Here is a 16,037-nt window from a genome sequence, read left to right as displayed (position 1 = left end):
GAGAATCCGATGCGAGTGTGGTGGTTGAGTGCCGGTCTGGCCCTGTATTGCCTGGCCCAGAGCGCGGCGGCGGGAACGTTGCTGGTTGTCGGCGATAGTATCAGCGCCGGTTTCGGCCTGGATACCCGCCAGGGTTGGGTCTCCTTGTTGCAGACCCGCCTCAGGGACGAAGGTTTCGACGACCAGGTGGTCAACGCTTCGATCAGTGGCGACACCAGTGCCGGTGGCCAGGCGCGGCTGCCGGCGCTGCTTGCAGCGCACAAACCGAGCCTGGTGGTGCTGGAATTGGGTGGCAATGATGGCCTGCGCGGGCAGCCGACTGCGCAATTGCAACAAAATCTTGCCTCGATGATCGAGAGTGCACGCCAGGCCGGGGCTCACGTGGTGTTGCTGGGCATGCGCCTGCCACCCAATTACGGCGTGCGCTACACCACGGCCTTCGCCCAGGTGTATGAACAGCTGGCTGCGGAAAAGCAGGTCCCGTTGGTGCCATTTTTCCTCGAAGGGGTGGGCGGCGTGCCGGAGTTGATGCAGGCCGATGGTATCCACCCGGCCCAGGCCGCCCAGCAGCGCCTGCTGGAAAATGCCTGGCCGGCGATAAAACCCTTGTTGTGATGCTTTAAACGGCGCCGGCTTTCGGCTAATGTTGCGCCCCCCGTTTCGAGTGCCCCCGATGCCGCGTCCTGCCTGGTCCTTGTATGCCTACCAACTGATCGAGCCCGATGAGCAGCTCGACCTGTTCGCCTGCCAGGAAATCCGCGTCCATCTGGTGGCCCGTCAGCTGGAGCTGGGGGTGCCGGTCGACCGTACCTTGTGCGGAGGCCTGCTGCCGGCGCAACCGCGCTGGTCGGGCGTGCCGCGTTCGATCTACCGCGACGGCCGCCTGTGCGACTTGTGCCGCGCCATTCTCGATGCCCAGCGGCGCGGCATGCGCCCGGTGTGGCCGGAGCTGCAGAGCAGCTGAGCGTCGCGCCTTTCATCATCTGAAACGCTTGCTTGCTGCCAACGCCTCCCGCTTGCGTCAGCACAGGTGTACAATCGATTCTCTTGACCCATCTTTCGAAGGATTTACCGGATGTTGCCGCGCTTTCCTGCCGTCACCCGTAGCCTGTCCCTGGCCGCCCTACTGGTAGCGGGTCCCGCTGCTGCGCTGGAGCTGCCACTGCCACCGCCCGGTGAAGACATCGTCGGCCAGGTGCATGTGATCAAGGCGAAGTACGAGGACACCTTCGCTGACATAGGCACCGCCAACGACCTCGGCTACCTGGAAATGATCGCTGCCAACCCGGGCGTGGACCCGTGGTTGCCGGGCGCCGGCACCGAAATAATCCTGCCGACCCGCTACATCCTGCCGCCGGGCCCGCGCGAGGGCATCGTCATCAACCTTGCCGAGTACCGCATGTACTACTTCCCGAAAGGGCAGAGCGTGGTGCATACCTTCCCGCTGGGCATCGGTCGCGAGGGCTGGGGTTCGCCGATCGCCAACACCAGGATCACCGCCAAGACGCCGAACCCGACCTGGACCCCACCAGCGTCGATCCGCGCCGAGCACGCCGCTGACGGCGACATCCTGCCGAGCGTGGTACCGGCTGGCCCGGACAACCCGCTGGGGCCGTTCAAGTTCACCCTGGGCGTGCCGGGTTACCTGATTCATGGTTCGAACAAGAAGTTCGGCATCGGCATGCGTACCAGCCACGGTTGCTTCCGCATGCTCAACAACAATGTGCTGGAGCTGTCGAAGATGGTGCCGGTGGGGACACCGGTGCGTATCATCAATGAGCCTTACAAGTTCGGTATCAGTGGCGGCAAGGTCTATCTGGAGGCGCACACGCCGCTGGACGACCAGGGTAATCCGTCGGTGGTCGACAAACACACAGCTGTTATTAATGCCTTGCTCAAGCGTGAAGACCTGGCCAACAACCTGCGCATGAACTGGGATATGGTGCGCGACGTGGTGGCGGCCGAAGATGGCATGCCAGTGGAAATTGCCGTGCCCACCCAGGGCCAGGCTGGCTCGCCGATGGTTTCGAGCATTCCCGCCGAACTGCAATAGAGTAATTGCGGCACACCCGGGCCTGCCTTAGTGCAGGCCTTTTCGTTTCTGTCGGACGCGTTTGCCTGCTTTGCAGGCAATAAAAAAGCCGACCCACAAGTGGGTCGGCTCCATAACAATCCGTGAGGATTATTACTTGCGGCTGGCTTTGTCCAGCATACGCAGAGCGCGCTCGTTGGCTTCGTCAGCGGTCTGCTGAGCCTTCTGAGCGGCTGCCAGTGCGTCGTCAGCCTTACGGTAGGCTTCGTCAGCACGAGCTTGAGCGCGAGCTGCTGCGTCTTCAGTCGCAGTCAGACGAGCTTCGGTTTCTTTGGATACGCTGCTGCAACCGGTAGCCAGAACTGCGGCCAGAGCCAGAGCAGAGAATTTCAGAACGTTGTTCATCGTGTTCCCCTTCAAGGACTTTCTATTAAATAGCCATCTCTCGGAAAAGAGAAACTGGCCGGCGTACATAGTACCCATTACTTGTAGTAAGTAAACTGACTAAGCGCAAGAACTGCAAAAAAAATGTTGCTTGACGCCATCCGGGCAAGGTGTGTGACGCGATTGTGTAAAAAACGTGCAGGATTCGCAAGCGGTTGTAGTACAGGAACTTTTTTGCTGAACTAACGGTGACTTTAACTGTCTGCCAGCGTCTTAAACCCTAGTACATCCGGTGGCTGCCGACCTGCGGCCAAGAGTCGCTCTGGCGGCGTTCTCGCCATTTTTTTAACCGCCACCACCTTGAGCAATCCTGCTTGCGGCGCCTACTATCTTGTGAGTGCCAGAGGATCCGAACGATTGCAATCGTCCAGTGGTCGAAGGGGCAACAGGTGGCGTAGAGGATTCTGTGCCGGGTAAACCACCATCGGTTAAGGTATGGGTCTGCCGAGAAGACCTGCGAGGAGTAGTGATGAGCGAAGCGCTGACCATCCACCATGACCAGGCCGGTCATCAGTTCGAGACCAATGTGGACGGTCATCGTGCCTACCTGACGTACATGGATCTGGGCAAGCAGACGCTGGACATCTATCGTACCTTCGTGCCCAACGCCCTGCGCGGTCGCGGCATCGCAGCCGCCTTGACCGAGCGGGCCCTGGAGTATGCCGAGCAGATGGGCTACACGGTGATTCCGTCCTGCTCGTATGTGGAACGCTACATGGAGCGCCAGCAACGGCATTCCAGCAAAGTCTGAGTCTGTAAAAAAAGCGGGGCGCGAAACGGCCCCGCTTTTTCATATCAGCCGCGCTTACGCTGCGGCAGTACGTCCTTCAGCTTGGCGCGCATGCTGCGCAGGGTCTTCTCGGTAGTCGACCAGTCGATGCAGGCATCGGTGATCGACACGCCATACTGCAGCTCGTCCAGGTTCTTCGGAATCGACTGGCAACCCCAGTTCAGGTGGCTCTCGACCATCAGGCCGATGATCGACTGGTTGCCTTCGAGAATCTGGTTGGCAACGTTTTCCATTACCAGCGGTTGCAGGGCCGGGTCCTTGTTGGAGTTGGCGTGGCTGCAGTCGACCATGATATTGGCCTTGATCCTGGCCTTGGCCAGGTCCTGCTCACACAAGGCCACGCTGACCGAGTCGTAGTTCGGCTTGCCGTTGCCACCGCGCAGGACCACATGACCGTACGGGTTGCCCTTGGTGGTGACGATCGACACACCACCTTCCTGGTTGATGCCGAGGAAGCGGTGCGGTTTGGACACCGACTGCAAGGCGTTGATTGCAACGGTCAGGCCGCCATCGGTGCCATTCTTGAAACCGACCGCCGAAGACAGGCCCGAGGCCATCTCGCGGTGGGTTTGCGATTCGGTGGTACGGGCACCGATAGCCGACCAGCTGATCAGATCCTGCAGGTACTGCGGGGAAATCGGGTCGAGCGCTTCGGTGGCGGTCGGCAGGCCCATTTCGGCCAGGTCCAGCAGCAGCTTGCGGCCGATGTGCAGGCCATCCTGGATCTTGAACGAGTCATCCAGGTACGGGTCGTTGATCAGGCCTTTCCAGCCGACGGTGGTACGCGGTTTTTCGAAATACACGCGCATGACCAGGTACAGCGTGTCGGATACTTCCTCGGCCAGTGCCTTGAGGCGCTCGGCGTACTCGTGGGCCGCCTTGATGTCGTGGATGGAGCAAGGGCCGACCACGACGAACAGGCGATGGTCCTTGCCGTCGAGAATATTGCGCACGACTTCACGGCCAGCAGTCACGGTCTGCAGGGCCTTGGCGCTGAGGGGGATTTCCTTCTTCAGCTGATCGGGGGTGATCAGCGTCTCGTTGGAGGCAACGTTCAAGTCATCGATCGGTAAATCAGCCATCGTGTTACTCGTCAGGTCACGGTGCCGGCCGCCAACTATCCCCGTGCGGCCCAGCAGCAAGAATAATCGCAGCGGGGAGCCGAACCTTAGCGCGTTACAGGTGGCGCGACAATGGGCTGGGCCCGGTCCGTGTGGGGTTTTTCCGAGATGGCGGGTGTTTGCCGCAAACAGGCTGCCCAGCGCTGCGCAACCTGTGTAAAAAGAAGCCTGACTTTTACCGGGAGATCGGCATGCATTCGTATACCCCACGTATTGGCATTATCGGCAGTGGCGCCATCGGCGGCTTCTATGGGTTGATGCTGGCCCGGGCCGGCTGCGATGTGCATTTTCTGTTGCGCAGCGAGTACGACATTGTCCGTGAACGTGGGGTGACCCTGGAGAGTGCCGTGCACGGCACCCTGCAGATGAACGTGCAGGCCTATGCCAGTGCCGCCGACATGCCGCCGTGCGACTGGCTGCTGGTGGGGGCCAAGGCTACCAGCAATGACCAGTTGGCGCCGTTGATCGTGCAGGCCGCGGCCGCTGGCGCCAAGGTGGTGCTGCTGCAGAACGGCCTGGGCGTGGAGGAGCAGCTGCGTCCGGCCTTGCGCAATGACATGCACCTGCTTGGCGGCCTGTGTTTCATCTGCGTCAACCGCCAGGCGCCCGGCGTGATCCGTCACCAGGCGCTTGGTGCGGTCAACCTTGGCTATCACAGTGGCCCGGCCAGCGATGGCGGTGCCGCGCTGGTCGAGGAAGGCGCGGCGTTGTTCCGGGCTGCGGGCATCGACTCGCAGGCCATGCCCGACCTGGCTCAGGCGCGTTGGCAGAAGCTGGTCTGGAACGTGCCGTATAACGGCCTGTCGGTGTTGCTTGGTGCCAGTACCACAGCGCTGATGAGCGACAGCCACAGCCGTGCCCTGATCCAGGCGTTGATGGAGGAGGTGGTGCAGGGCGCGGCGGCGTGTGGCCATGTGTTGCCCGCGGGCTATGCCGAGCACCTGTTTCAGGTGACCGAGCGAATGCCCGATTACTGGCCCAGCATGTACCACGACCACGTGCACAAGCGCCGGCTGGAGTTGCAGGCCATCTATGCCGAGCCATTGGCCCAGGCCCGTGCGGCAGGCTGCCGCTTGCCGCGCATGGAAATGCTGTACCAGGCGCTGGCCTTCATCGATCACGGCGGGCAGGCCGGCTAAGCCGCTGTGGGCCGTGCTGGCAGTGCGCCGGACGGCAAGGCGTGCGTCCGGGGCGCTGCTAAGCTGAAGCTTGCTCTGCCGCAGCGGCAGTCGAGGAGGTCGAATGATCCGCGCCATGCTGTACGCCACTGACCTCGGTGTCTACGCCCCTTTTGTCATGCAGCACGCACTGGCGCTGGCGCGTACCTTCGGTGCCGAATTGTATGTGATCCATGCGGTGGAACCCATGGGGCAGTTCGCCGAATCGCTGCTGCAAAGCTACCTCGATGAGCAGACGCTCGACCAACTGCACAGCCAGGGGGTGAACACGGTAATGGCCAATATCGAGCAACGTGTGCTGGAGAATTTTCGCGACGAGCTGGGCGAGGAGGCCGACCTGGCGTTGATCAAGGCAGTGCGGGTGCGTCAGGGCGACCCGGCGCAGGTGATCCTCGACCAGGCGCAGCGGCTGAGCGTCGACCTGCTGATTTTCGGTAGCCACAGTGCCGGTGCGGGCGTGGATGTGCCCCTGGGGCGTACGGCGGTGCGGCTGCTGCAGCTGTCGCCGGTGCCGGTGTACATGGTGCCCTTGGCGCAGCACTTGGGGCGTAGGAAAGCATGAAGATGGCCGTAGGCCATTTCCCCGGCGTATGTAACAAAATAGTTCTAGATTTATTTCCAGAACCACTAATATAGTTATATATCAACGCTGCCTGCTGCCGCGGACTCATTGCTGAACCGAGGGGAACCTATGAAGCTTCAACAATTGCGCTACATCTGGGAAGTGGCGCACCATGACCTCAACGTCTCCGCGACGGCGCAGAGCCTGTATACCTCCCAGCCAGGTATCAGCAAGCAGATCCGCCTGCTCGAGGATGAGCTGGGTGTTGAAGTCTTTGCCCGCAGCGGCAAGCACCTGACCCGTGTCACCCCGGCCGGTGAGCGCATCATCAATACCGCCGGCGAGATCCTGCGCAAGGTCGAAAGCATCAAGCAGATAGCCCAGGAATTCTCCAACGAGAAGAAGGGCACGCTGTCCATCGCCACCACTCACACCCAGGCGCGTTATGCCTTGCCGCCGGTGATCAGCAGCTTCATCAAGCAGTACCCGGAAGTGTCCCTGCACATGCACCAGGGTTCGCCCATGCAGATCGCCGAGATGGCCGCGGACGGTACGGTTGACTTCGCCATCGCCACCGAGGCGCTGGAGCTGTTCGGCGACCTCATCATGATGCCGTGCTACAAGTGGAACCGTTGCGTGGTGGTGCCGCAGGGCCACCCGCTGGCGAAGCTGCCCAAACTTACCCTGGAAGCTGTCGCCGAATACCCGATCGTGACCTATGTGTTCGGCTTCACCGGGCGTTCGAAGCTGGACGAGGCCTTCAATCATCGTGGCCTGACGCCGAAAGTGGTGTTCACTGCGGCGGATGCCGACGTGATCAAGACCTATGTGCGCCTGGGGCTGGGCGTCGGTATCGTCGCCGGCATGGCGGTGGACGCCAAGCTGGACAGTGACCTGGTGGCGCTCGATGCCAGCGAATTGTTCGAAGCCAGCATCACCAAGATCGGCTTCCGCCGTGGCACCTTCCTGCGTGGCTTCATGTGCGACTTCATCGAGAAATTCGCCCCGCACCTGACGCGTGAGGTCATGGCCAAGGCCATCCAGTGCCATAACAAGCAGGAGCTGGAAGAGCTGTTCGAAGGCGTCGAACTGCCAGTGCACTGATTCAAGGCTGCCGGGGCACGTTTCGCGCCCCGGCAATTTCAGGCCTTGGTAATCAGGTTGCCCGCGTGCAACCCGCACTCCTTCTGGGTCGACTCCTCCCACCACCAACGCCCCTCGCGCTCATGCTGGTTCGGCAGCACCGGCCGGGTGCAGGGTTCGCAGCCGATGCTGATGAAGCCGCGCTCGTGCAGGCTGTTGTAGGGCAGTTCGAGCATGCGGATATAACCCCATACCTCTTCGCTGGTCATCTGCGCCAGCGGGTTGAACTTGTACAAGGTGCGCTCGGGGGTAGAGAAGGCGCTGTCGATTTCCAGTGCCGCTACCTGGCTGCGGGTGCCCGGGCTCTGATCGCGCCGCTGCCCAGTGGCCCAGGCGCTCACGGTCGCCAGCTTGCGCCGCAGCGGCTCGATCTTGCGGATGCCACAGCATTCACCATGACCGTCCTTGTAGAAGCTGAACAGGCCCTTTTCCTTGACGAACGGGTCGAGCTTGGCGCGGTCGGGGCTGAGAATTTCGATCGGCAGGTTGTACTGCTCGCGCACCTGGTCGATGAACCGGTAGGTTTCCGGGTGCAGGCGCCCGGTGTCGAGGCTGAACACCTTGACCTGCTTGTTCAGCTTCCAGGCCATGTCGACCAGCACCACGTCCTCGGCACCGCTGAAGGAAATCCACAGGTCATCTCCGAAGTGCTCGAAGGCGAGCTTGAGGATGTCCTGCGGGGACTTGTTGGCGTAGGTCGCGGCCAGGGCGGCGACGTCGAAGGGTTGGCTCATCAGGCGGTTTCCATCTTGGCTGTGGCGCTGTGCGCTCGTAGTAGGCTGATGGTAACAAAAAATGGCGGGGTAGACGCCGATCACAAGCCTTGCAGCGTCTCCATCAACACGCGCACCTTGGCAATCGATTCTTCATATTCTGCCTGCCACTCGGAATCGGCCACCACGGCGCCGCCGCCCCAGCAGCAGGCCTGCCCACGCCTGACCAGCAGGCTGCGAATGGCGATCGAGCTGTCCATTTCGCCGCGCACGTCCACGTAAAGCAGTGAACCGCAGTACAGTGTGCGGCGCGTCGGTTCCAGCTCGTCGATGATCTGCATGGCGCGGATCTTCGGTGCGCCGGTGATCGAGCCGCCGGGGAAGCTGTCGCCGATCAGGTCCAGGGCGTCCTTGTTGCTGGCCAGCCGACCGGTGATGCTGCTGACCAGATGATGCACGTTGGGGTAGCTTTCCAGGCTGAACAGTTCCGGTACCTTCACCGAGCCGATTTCGCAGGTGCGCCCCAGGTCGTTGCGCAGCAGGTCGACGATCATCAGGTTTTCCGAGCGGTCCTTGGGGCTGTGCCGCAGCTGCTCGGCATTGTACGCATCCTCGACGGGGTCGCTGGCACGCGGGCGGGTGCCCTTGATCGGCCGAGTTTCCACCTGGCGCTGGCTGACGCGGATGAAACGCTCGGGCGAAAAACTCAGCAAGGCGCTGCCGTCGGCCAGCTGCTGGTAGCCGGAGAACGGCGTGGGGCAGGCTTTGCGCAAGGCTTGGTAGGCGTGCCACGGGTCGCCCTGGCAGGGGGCCCGGAAGCGCTGGGTGAGGTTGATCTGGTAACAGTCGCCCGCCTGGATATAGCGCTGCACCTGGTCGAAAGCCGCCTTGTACTGCGCGGGTTGAAGGTCGCCGGCCATTGGTGCCAGTAGCTCGAAGCTGCCGTTTGCACTGTTGTCGTCACCTTCGAACAGGCTGATCAGGCGTTCGCGTTCCTGGCTGGCCAGGCTTGGGTGAAAGACCAGTTGGCTGGTCGCGCACTGGTGGTCGCTGACCAACGCCCAGGCATACAGGCCCAGCTGCGCATCTGGCAGGCCGAGATCGTCGATGGCCAGGCTGGGCAGTTGTTCCAGGCGTCGGCCAAAGTCATAGCTCAGGTAGCCGATCAGGCCGCCAGCGAACGGTAGCTCGCTGTCGTCAGGCAGCTGTGCATGGCCCAGTTGTACCAGGCCCTGGCGCAGGCGCGTGAGGAAGGCGCGGCCATCTTCGCCAGGTTGCGCCTGCAGCTGTTGCACCGGCCAGGCGCTGAGCAGGTCGAAGCGGCCGCGTTCGGCGCCGGGGCGGGCGCTGTCGAGCAGGATCGCACCGGGTGCCTGGCGCAGACGAGCGAAATAGATGGCAGGATCAGGCTGGTAGGGCAGAGGGTGGAGCGTACAGGTCGGCATCAGTGTGGACGGCGATGTAAAAGCGAGGAGGGCGATTGTAGTCCTGTGCAGGAAAAGCGCCTAGCACTGGGCGCGACATTCAACATTGTGTTTGGCATCTGGGGCTGCTCTGCAGCCCGATCACGACACAAGGCCGCTCCCACAGGATTGCGCGATCTCCTGTGGGAGCGGCCTTGTGTCGCGATTGGGCCGCAAAGCGGCCCCGGCGTTTTCAGCGCGGATGCACATGCCCGAACAGCCCTTGCGACACCCGCACCCGCTGTTCGGCATCCTCGGTGACGCCATCCTTGGCCAGCGCTTCCAGATGGGCCTCGATGGCATGGGTGCGCTGGGTCAGCCCGCAGTCGTTGGCAATCTGGATGTTCAGGCCCGGGCGGGCGTTGAGTTCCAGAATCAGCGGCCCCTTGTCCTGGTCCAGCACCATGTCGACACCGATGTAGCCCAGGCCACACAGCTCGTAGCAGCCGGCGGCCAGCTTCATGAAGCCGTCCCAGTTCGGCAGCTGCACGCCATCGACCGCGTTGGTGGTGTCCGGGTGCTTGCTGATGATGTTGTTCAGCCAGGTGCCGCGCAAAGTCACCCCAGTAGCCAGGTCGACTCCCACGCCGATGGCGCCCTGGTGCAGGTTGGCCTTGCCGCCGGACTGGCGGGTCGGCAGGCGCAGCATGGCCATTACCGGGTAGCCCATCAGCACGATGATGCGGATGTCTGGTACACCTTCGTAGCTGATGCTCTTGAAGATCTGGTCGGGGGTTACCCGGTATTCGATCAGCGCACGGTCGCGGTGGCCGCCCAGCGAGTACAGGCCGGTGAGGATGCTGGAAATCTGGTGCTCGATCTCCTCATGGCTGATGATCTTGCCCGACACCGTGCGGTAGCGGTCTTCGAAGCGGTCGGCGATCACCAGGATGCCATCGCCGCCGGCACCCTGGGCCGGCTTGATGACGAAATCGCTGCGCCCGCCAATGATCTGGTCGAGCTTGTCGATTTCCTTCTCGGTTTCGATGATGCCGTACATCTCCGGCACATGGATGCCGGCCGCCAGGGCACGCTCCTTGGTGATGATCTTGTCGTCGACGATCGGGTACAGGTGGCGCTTGTTGTACTTCAGCACGTAATCCGCGTTGCGCCGGTTGATACCCATGATGCCCCGGGCCTCCAGGGCTTTCCATGTCTTGATCAGGCCAAACATCAGGCGTCAGCCTTCTTCAGGAATGCCTTGAAACGCACGAGCTCGGTCAGGCGGTAGCCGCGGTAACGGCCCATCGCCAGCATGAAGCCCACCAGGATCAGCAGCACCGCCGGGAAGGTGAACACGAAGTACACCAGCTCCGGCACCATCATCAGCAAGTGCGCCAGGGACGCGGCGAACAGGGTGCCGATGGCCACTTTCATGGCATGGCCGCCGCCACGTTCTTCCCAGGTGATGGACAGGCGTTCGATGGTCATGGTCAGGATCACCATCGGGAACAGCGCCACCGACAGCCCGCGCTCCAGGCCCAGCTTGTGGCTGAACAGGCTGATGGCGGCGATCAGCACCACGACGAAGGTCAGGACCACCGACAGGCGTGGCAGCATTTGCAGTTTGAGGTGCTCCAGGTACGAGCGCAGCGACAGGCCCAGGGCCGTGATCACCGTGAACAGCACGATACCGAAGCCCAGCTGGGTTTCGCGGAAGGCCAGGGCAATCAGTACCGGGGTGAAGGTACCCAGGGTCTGCAGGCCGACCAGGTTGCGCAGCACCAGGATCACCAGCACGCCGATCGGGATCATCACCATGATCATGAAGGTTTGCTGGGTCTGCAGCGGCAGGCCGTACAGCGAATACTCGAGGAAGTCGGCGTCGGTATTTTCGTCGGTCAGCTTGGCCAGGCGGATGGCGTTCATCTCGCTGTTGTTCATGCTGAAGGTGACGTTGGCCTTCTTGCCGCCATCGACGGTGATCAGGTTGTCGTCACCGGTCCACCACAGCAGGCGGTCGCTGGGCAGGCCTTGCTCGCCGGTGTCCGGGTTGAAGTACAGCCAGTCGGTACCGTTGAAGCTGCGCAGCCACAGTTCCGGGGTTTGCGGCGTGTCGGCCACCAGGCGGATGGTGTGCACCTTCTCCATCGGAACGTGGGCGATCGACAGCAGCAGGTCGATCACCTGGGCCTTCTTCATGGCCGTGGTGTCGCCGGCCAGCAGCAGCTTGACGTTGTCGTCGTTGAGGTTGTTGACCCGTTTGATGGTCTCGCTGACGAAGGTCTCGACATCGGCCGAGTGCTGGCGGATCGGCGCCATCAGGGCCTCGGCGGCGATCTTCTCGGGGCCCTCCACGGCCAGGCTGTCACGGAAGGTCGGGCCTTTGACCGTGGCTTTCTCCTTGCTGTAGCGCTTGGTCAGTACCAGGCGGTAGTAGAGGGTCTGGTTGCCGCTGGCGCGACGCGCCGACCAGGTGACCTTGCGGTTGCCGTCGGCCCGGTTGACGCTCACCCCGTAGTTATTGGAGATGAAGCTCTCGTTGAGGCTGACGTAGTCGCGGTTCAGCGGTGGCACAAACATCTGCACCTTGACCGGGTCCTTGGTGCTGGCCACGAACTCGACCTTGGCGTCGATGTTCCACAGGTCGTCGGTTTCATCCTCGGTGACCGGGATGCCGAGTACGAAGATCTGATAAGCGGTGACCGCCACGCCCAACAGCACCAGCACGGTGATCAGGACTTTCAGATGGAGGGTAAGAGAGCGCATCGGGATTACTCTGCTTTGGGAGCGTCGGTGGCACAGGCAGGTTTGCCGGCCGCGTATTTAAGGCTTGGGTCGACCAGCGCGTCGAAGTGCTTGAGTGCCTCGGAGCCGATCAGCAGCGGGAACTGGAAGGCGCTACGGTCGGTGAGGTTGACTTCGATGGTGCGCATGGCCTGGCCCATGCAGATTTCAAGTTCGATGACCGGGCGTGCCGTGTAGGCCTTGCCCGATTCGGCATCATAATCGCCGGCCCGGCGCTTGATCTTGCTTACGCGCGCCAGCGGGCGTTCGATGGGGTGGGAATGGGCGGCGTCGATGGCCAGGTAGAAGCGCACCCAGCTTTCGCCGTTGCGCTTGAAACGCTTGATGTCGCGGGCACTGAGCGAGGCGGTCTTGGCGCCGGTGTCGAGCTTGGCTGCCACTTCCAGGTCCAGGTCGCCCAGGCGTGCATATTCGTTGAGACCGTAGACGGTCTTGCCTGCGGCCTGGCCAAGGGCCGGCAGCAGGGTGAGGCAGAGCAGCAATAGAACGGGTGTAGGTCTCATATTCCTGGCGCGGTGCAGTGCAAGGTTCGGGGCTTTTTTTGGAGCTCTGTCGAGAGCGATCTGCAGAGCAATCTTCAAGCCGTGTTCAGAGCAAGGCGACTGGCAACGACTGCGCAAGCTTCCTCGTTCATCTGTCAACAACATGAACGGATGACAAATGGGCTATCCATACTCCAACGGAGGCGCGGCATTCTATCACGCCGACGTCTTGACGCCAGCGGTGCGCGATCTGACAGCGGTGGGGCGGTGTTAGTTCGTTCTTAGACGATTGTCGACAATATTCATTTTGTCTTTGACTGCCGCGCTTGGATTCGTTAGTTTCTGGCGAAGAGATTTGCAAGGTGTCGACAATATGCACGACCTTTCCACCCCCAGCCCGGTGCTGACAGACGAAACGGAAACCTTGTCCGAAAACGTCTTCCGGCGCATCCAGGCGGCCATCGTGAAGGGTGATATCGCCCCCGGCAGCAAGATTTCCGAGCCGGAACTGGCGCGCACCTATGGCATCAGCCGCGGGCCGCTGCGCGAGGCCATTCACCGCCTCGAAGGGCAGCGCCTGCTGGTGCGGGTGCCGCACGTGGGGGCGCGGGTGGTGTCGCTCAACCACGCCGAACTGATCGAACTGTATGAAATACGCGAGTCGCTGGAAGGCATGGCCTGCCGCCTGGCCGCCGAACGCATGAGCCAGGCCGACATCGACGAACTGCGCCGGGTCCTCGATACCCACGAGCGCGATGCCGCGTTCCAGGCGGGGCTGGGCTACTACCAGCAGGAAGGCGACTACGATTTCCACTACCGGATCATCCAGGGCAGTGGCAACCAGACGCTGGTCAAGATGCTGTGCGGCGAGCTGTACCAGCTGGTGCGCATGTACCGCATCCAGTTTTCGGCCACGCCGAACCGGCCACGCCAGGCCTTTGCCGAACACCACCGTATTCTCGACGCCATCGCCGACCGTGACGGCGAGCTGGCCGAACTCCTGATGCGCCGCCACATCGGCGCGTCCAAGCGCAATATCGAGCGTCACTATCTGGACGCCCAGAACAACAGCCCACGAGGTGAGAAATGACTGTGAAGAGCACCCCCGGTCAGCGTTTCCGCGACGCCGTTGCCGCCGAACATCCATTGCAGGTGGTTGGCACCATCAACGCCAACCATGCGCTGCTGGCCAAGCGCGCCGGCTTCAAGGCCATCTACCTCTCTGGTGGTGGCGTGGCCGCCGGCTCGCTGGGCCTGCCGGACCTGGGCATCAGCAACCTCGACGACGTGCTCACCGACGTGCGCCGCATCACCGATGTGTGCGACCTGCCACTGCTGGTGGATGTCGACACTGGCTTCGGGGCCTCGGCCTTCAACGTCGCCCGTACCGTGCGTTCGATGAGCAAGTTCGGCGCTGCCGCCATCCATATCGAGGACCAGGTAGGCGCCAAGCGTTGCGGCCACCGCCCCAACAAGGAAATCGTCAGCCAGCAGGAAATGGTCGACCGCATCAAGGCCGCGGTCGATGCCCGTAGCGATGACAGCTTCGTGATCATGGCGCGTACCGATGCCCTGGCCGTCGAGGGCCTGAACGCTGCGCTGGATCGCGCCGCCGCCTGCGTCGAGGCCGGCGCCGACATGATCTTCCCGGAAGCCATTACCGAGCTGCAGATGTACAAGACCTTCGCCGACCGGGTGAAGGCCCCGATCCTGGCCAATATCACCGAGTTCGGCGCCACGCCGCTGTACACCACCGAAGAGCTGGCCTCGGTCGATGTGTCGCTGGTGCTGTACCCGCTGTCGGCCTTCCGCGCCATGAACAAGGCGGCCGAGAACGTCTATACCGCGCTGCGTCGCGACGGTACGCAGAAGAACGTGATCGACACCATGCAGACCCGCATGGAACTCTACGAGGCAATTGGCTACCACGCCTTCGAGCAGAGCCTGGATGCCCTGTTTGCCCAGAAGAAAGGCTAAGCCTGTGCAAGCCTCATCGCCGGCAAGCCGGCGACAGGGCTGGTACAGCCACCGCGAATTAGCCAGAACGAATCCATAACAAGTTCAAGAAAGGAGAAACACCATGGCCGAAGCAAAAGTACTCAGTGGAGCAGGCCTGCGCGGCCAGGTGGCCGGTCAGACCGCATTGTCCACCGTGGGCCAGGCCGGTGCCGGGCTGACCTACCGGGGTTATGACGTGCGTGACTTGGCCGCCGGTGCCGAATTTGAAGAAGTCGCCTACCTGCTGCTGTACGGCGAGCTGCCGAGCAAGGCCGAACTGGCCGACTACAAGCGCAAGCTCAAGGGCCTGCGTGACCTGCCACAGGCGCTGAAGGAAGTGCTCGAACGCATCCCGCGCGACGCCCACCCGATGGACGTGATGCGCACCGGTTGCTCGGTGCTCGGTACCCTGGAGCCGGAGCTGACCTTCGAAGCCCAGCGCGAGAAGACCGACCGCCTGCTGGCGCTGTTCCCGGCGGTGATGTGCTACTGGTACCGCTTCACCCATCACGGCGTGCGCATCGACTGCACCAGCGACGAAGACACCCTCGGCGGGCATTTCCTGCATCTGTTGCACGGCAAGAAGCCCAGCGACCTGCACGTCAAGGTGATGAACGTGTCGCTGATCCTTTACGCCGAGCACGAATTCAACGCTTCCACCTTCACCGCCCGCGTGTGTGCCTCGACCTTGTCCGACCTGTATTCGTGCATCACCGCTGCCATCGGTTCGCTGCGCGGTCCGCTGCATGGTGGCGCCAACGAGGCGGCGATGGAACTCATCGAGCGTTTCCAGAGCCCGCAGGAAGCCACTGCCGAGCTGCTGCGCATGCTTGAGCGCAAGGACAAGATCATGGGCTTTGGCCATGCCATCTACAAAGAGTCCGACCCGCGCAACGAGGTGATCAAGGGCTGGTCGAAACAGCTGGCCGACGAAGTGGGTGACAAGGTGCTGTACCCGGTTTCCGAAGCTATCGACAAGACCATGTGGGAGCAGAAGCGCCTGTTCCCCAATGCCGACTTCTACCATGCCTCGGCGTATCACTTCATGGGCATCCCGACCAAGCTGTTCACCCCGATCTTCGTCTGCTCGCGCCTGACCGGCTGGGCGGCGCATGTCTTCGAGCAGCGCGCCAACAACCGCATCATCCGCCCGAGCGCCGAGTATGTCGGTGTCGAGCAGCGCCAGTTCGTGCCGATCGAACAGCGCTGATACGCCGAACCTGTGGGAGTGGCCTGTGCTGGCGTCACCGCCAACCTGCCAGCTCCCACAGGTTTCGCACTGCCCTCGAGGCTTGTGCTGTCTCTGTGGGAGCCGGCTTGCCGGCGATGAGGCCGCAACGGCCGACACAGGGCTGCAACTGGA

General features: G+C 62.3%; 17 protein-coding genes. 10 read left to right on the top strand and 7 right to left on the bottom strand.

Translation table 11 applies throughout. From position 1 onward, the window contains the following. The first annotated feature begins 9 nt into the window (after positions 1–9). From HU760_RS15995 to HU760_RS15985, 3 genes are all read left to right on the top strand, one after another. Positions 10–615 (top strand): arylesterase, encoded by a 606-nt coding sequence (locus tag HU760_RS15995; protein WP_186675864.1) that lies wholly within the window; start codon positions 10–12, stop codon positions 613–615. Positions 616–673: 58 nt separating this feature from the next. Further along, complete coding sequence (locus HU760_RS15990; RefSeq protein WP_170029220.1) at positions 674–964, top strand: hypothetical protein; 291 nt, start codon at positions 674–676, stop codon at positions 962–964. Positions 965–1,075: 111 nt separating this feature from the next. Further along, the gene (locus HU760_RS15985) at positions 1,076–2,053 is read left to right on the top strand and encodes a L,D-transpeptidase family protein (RefSeq protein WP_186675861.1); all 978 of its coding nucleotides are present in this window, start codon (positions 1,076–1,078) and stop codon (positions 2,051–2,053) included. 132 nt (positions 2,054–2,185) lie between these two features. Here HU760_RS15985 and oprI read toward each other — a convergent pair whose 3' ends face one another. Beyond that, complete coding sequence (gene oprI / locus HU760_RS15980) at positions 2,186–2,437, bottom strand: outer membrane lipoprotei OprI (RefSeq protein ID WP_003259780.1); 252 nt, start codon at positions 2,435–2,437, stop codon at positions 2,186–2,188. Positions 2,438–2,945: 508 nt separating this feature from the next. Here oprI and HU760_RS15975 point away from each other — a divergent pair. Further along, positions 2,946–3,227, top strand: coding sequence for a GNAT family N-acetyltransferase (locus HU760_RS15975; RefSeq protein ID WP_025338432.1), 282 nt, complete (start codon positions 2,946–2,948; stop codon positions 3,225–3,227). A 44-nt stretch (positions 3,228–3,271) separates the two neighbouring features. Here the strand turns inward: HU760_RS15975 and HU760_RS15970 are convergent, their stop codons facing one another. After that, complete coding sequence (locus HU760_RS15970; RefSeq protein ID WP_186675858.1) at positions 3,272–4,348, bottom strand: 3-deoxy-7-phosphoheptulonate synthase; 1,077 nt, start codon at positions 4,346–4,348, stop codon at positions 3,272–3,274. A gap of 230 nt (positions 4,349–4,578) precedes the next feature. Here HU760_RS15970 and HU760_RS15965 point away from each other — a divergent pair, with 230 nt between their 5' ends. The 3 genes from HU760_RS15965 (at position 4,579) to cysB (ending at position 7,231) form a co-directional block, all read left to right on the top strand. Next, entirely contained in the window at positions 4,579–5,526 is a 948-nt protein-coding gene (locus HU760_RS15965) for a putative 2-dehydropantoate 2-reductase (protein WP_186675854.1), read from the top strand. 103 nt (positions 5,527–5,629) lie between these two features. Next, positions 5,630–6,127 carry a universal stress protein gene (locus HU760_RS15960; protein WP_170029224.1) on the top strand — a complete coding sequence of 166 codons (498 nt, stop codon included), beginning with the start codon at positions 5,630–5,632 and terminating at the stop codon, positions 6,125–6,127. A 129-nt stretch (positions 6,128–6,256) separates the two neighbouring features. Continuing rightward, positions 6,257–7,231 (top strand): HTH-type transcriptional regulator CysB, encoded by a 975-nt coding sequence (cysB, locus tag HU760_RS15955; RefSeq protein WP_010953293.1) that lies wholly within the window; start codon positions 6,257–6,259, stop codon positions 7,229–7,231. Between the two features lie 38 nt (positions 7,232–7,269). On the opposite strand, the gene HU760_RS15950 is transcribed toward cysB, so the two are convergent. The 5 genes from HU760_RS15950 to rloA all read right to left on the bottom strand — a co-directional run bounded on the left by HU760_RS15950 (position 7,270) and on the right by rloA (position 12,697). Beyond that, the gene (locus HU760_RS15950) at positions 7,270–8,004 is read right to left on the bottom strand and encodes a phosphoadenylyl-sulfate reductase (RefSeq protein WP_189665487.1); all 735 of its coding nucleotides are present in this window, start codon (positions 8,002–8,004) and stop codon (positions 7,270–7,272) included. An 80-nt stretch (positions 8,005–8,084) separates the two neighbouring features. Next, positions 8,085–9,428: an aminodeoxychorismate synthase component I gene (gene pabB, locus HU760_RS15945; protein ID WP_186675851.1), complete on the bottom strand. Its 1,344-nt coding sequence runs from the start codon at positions 9,426–9,428 to the stop codon at positions 8,085–8,087. A 211-nt stretch (positions 9,429–9,639) separates the two neighbouring features. Then, on the bottom strand, positions 9,640–10,620 hold the full coding sequence (locus tag HU760_RS15940) for an alpha-L-glutamate ligase-like protein (protein ID WP_186675849.1): 981 nt from the start codon (positions 10,618–10,620) through the stop codon (positions 9,640–9,642). Next, positions 10,620–12,155 carry an osmotic stress tolerance membrane protein RloB gene (rloB, locus tag HU760_RS15935; RefSeq protein WP_170029228.1) on the bottom strand — a complete coding sequence of 512 codons (1,536 nt, stop codon included), beginning with the start codon at positions 12,153–12,155 and terminating at the stop codon, positions 10,620–10,622. The genes HU760_RS15940 and rloB overlap by 1 nt, the downstream gene beginning before the upstream one ends. A 5-nt stretch (positions 12,156–12,160) precedes the next feature. Continuing rightward, a complete protein-coding gene (gene rloA, locus HU760_RS15930) occupies positions 12,161–12,697 on the bottom strand; it encodes a retropepsin-like aspartic peptidase RloA (protein ID WP_186675847.1) in 537 nt (178 codons plus the stop codon). A 352-nt stretch (positions 12,698–13,049) separates the two neighbouring features. Here rloA and HU760_RS15925 point away from each other — a divergent pair, with 352 nt between their 5' ends. The 3 genes from HU760_RS15925 (at position 13,050) to prpC (ending at position 15,884) form a co-directional block, all read left to right on the top strand. Further along, positions 13,050–13,766 (top strand): GntR family transcriptional regulator, encoded by a 717-nt coding sequence (locus HU760_RS15925; protein WP_186675846.1) that lies wholly within the window; start codon positions 13,050–13,052, stop codon positions 13,764–13,766. Further along, positions 13,763–14,653: a methylisocitrate lyase gene (prpB, locus tag HU760_RS15920; RefSeq protein ID WP_170029231.1), complete on the top strand. Its 891-nt coding sequence runs from the start codon at positions 13,763–13,765 to the stop codon at positions 14,651–14,653. The genes HU760_RS15925 and prpB overlap by 4 nt, the downstream gene beginning before the upstream one ends. Before the next feature lie 103 nt (positions 14,654–14,756). Then, a complete protein-coding gene (gene prpC / locus HU760_RS15915; RefSeq protein ID WP_186675845.1) occupies positions 14,757–15,884 on the top strand; it encodes a bifunctional 2-methylcitrate synthase/citrate synthase in 1,128 nt (375 codons plus the stop codon). The last annotated feature ends 153 nt before the right edge of the window (positions 15,885–16,037 follow it).

The organism is Pseudomonas oryzicola (assembly GCF_014269185.2).
Lineage (GTDB): Bacteria > Pseudomonadota > Gammaproteobacteria > Pseudomonadales > Pseudomonadaceae > Aquipseudomonas > Aquipseudomonas oryzicola.
This window is presented reverse-complemented; position numbering and strand designations above follow the sequence as displayed.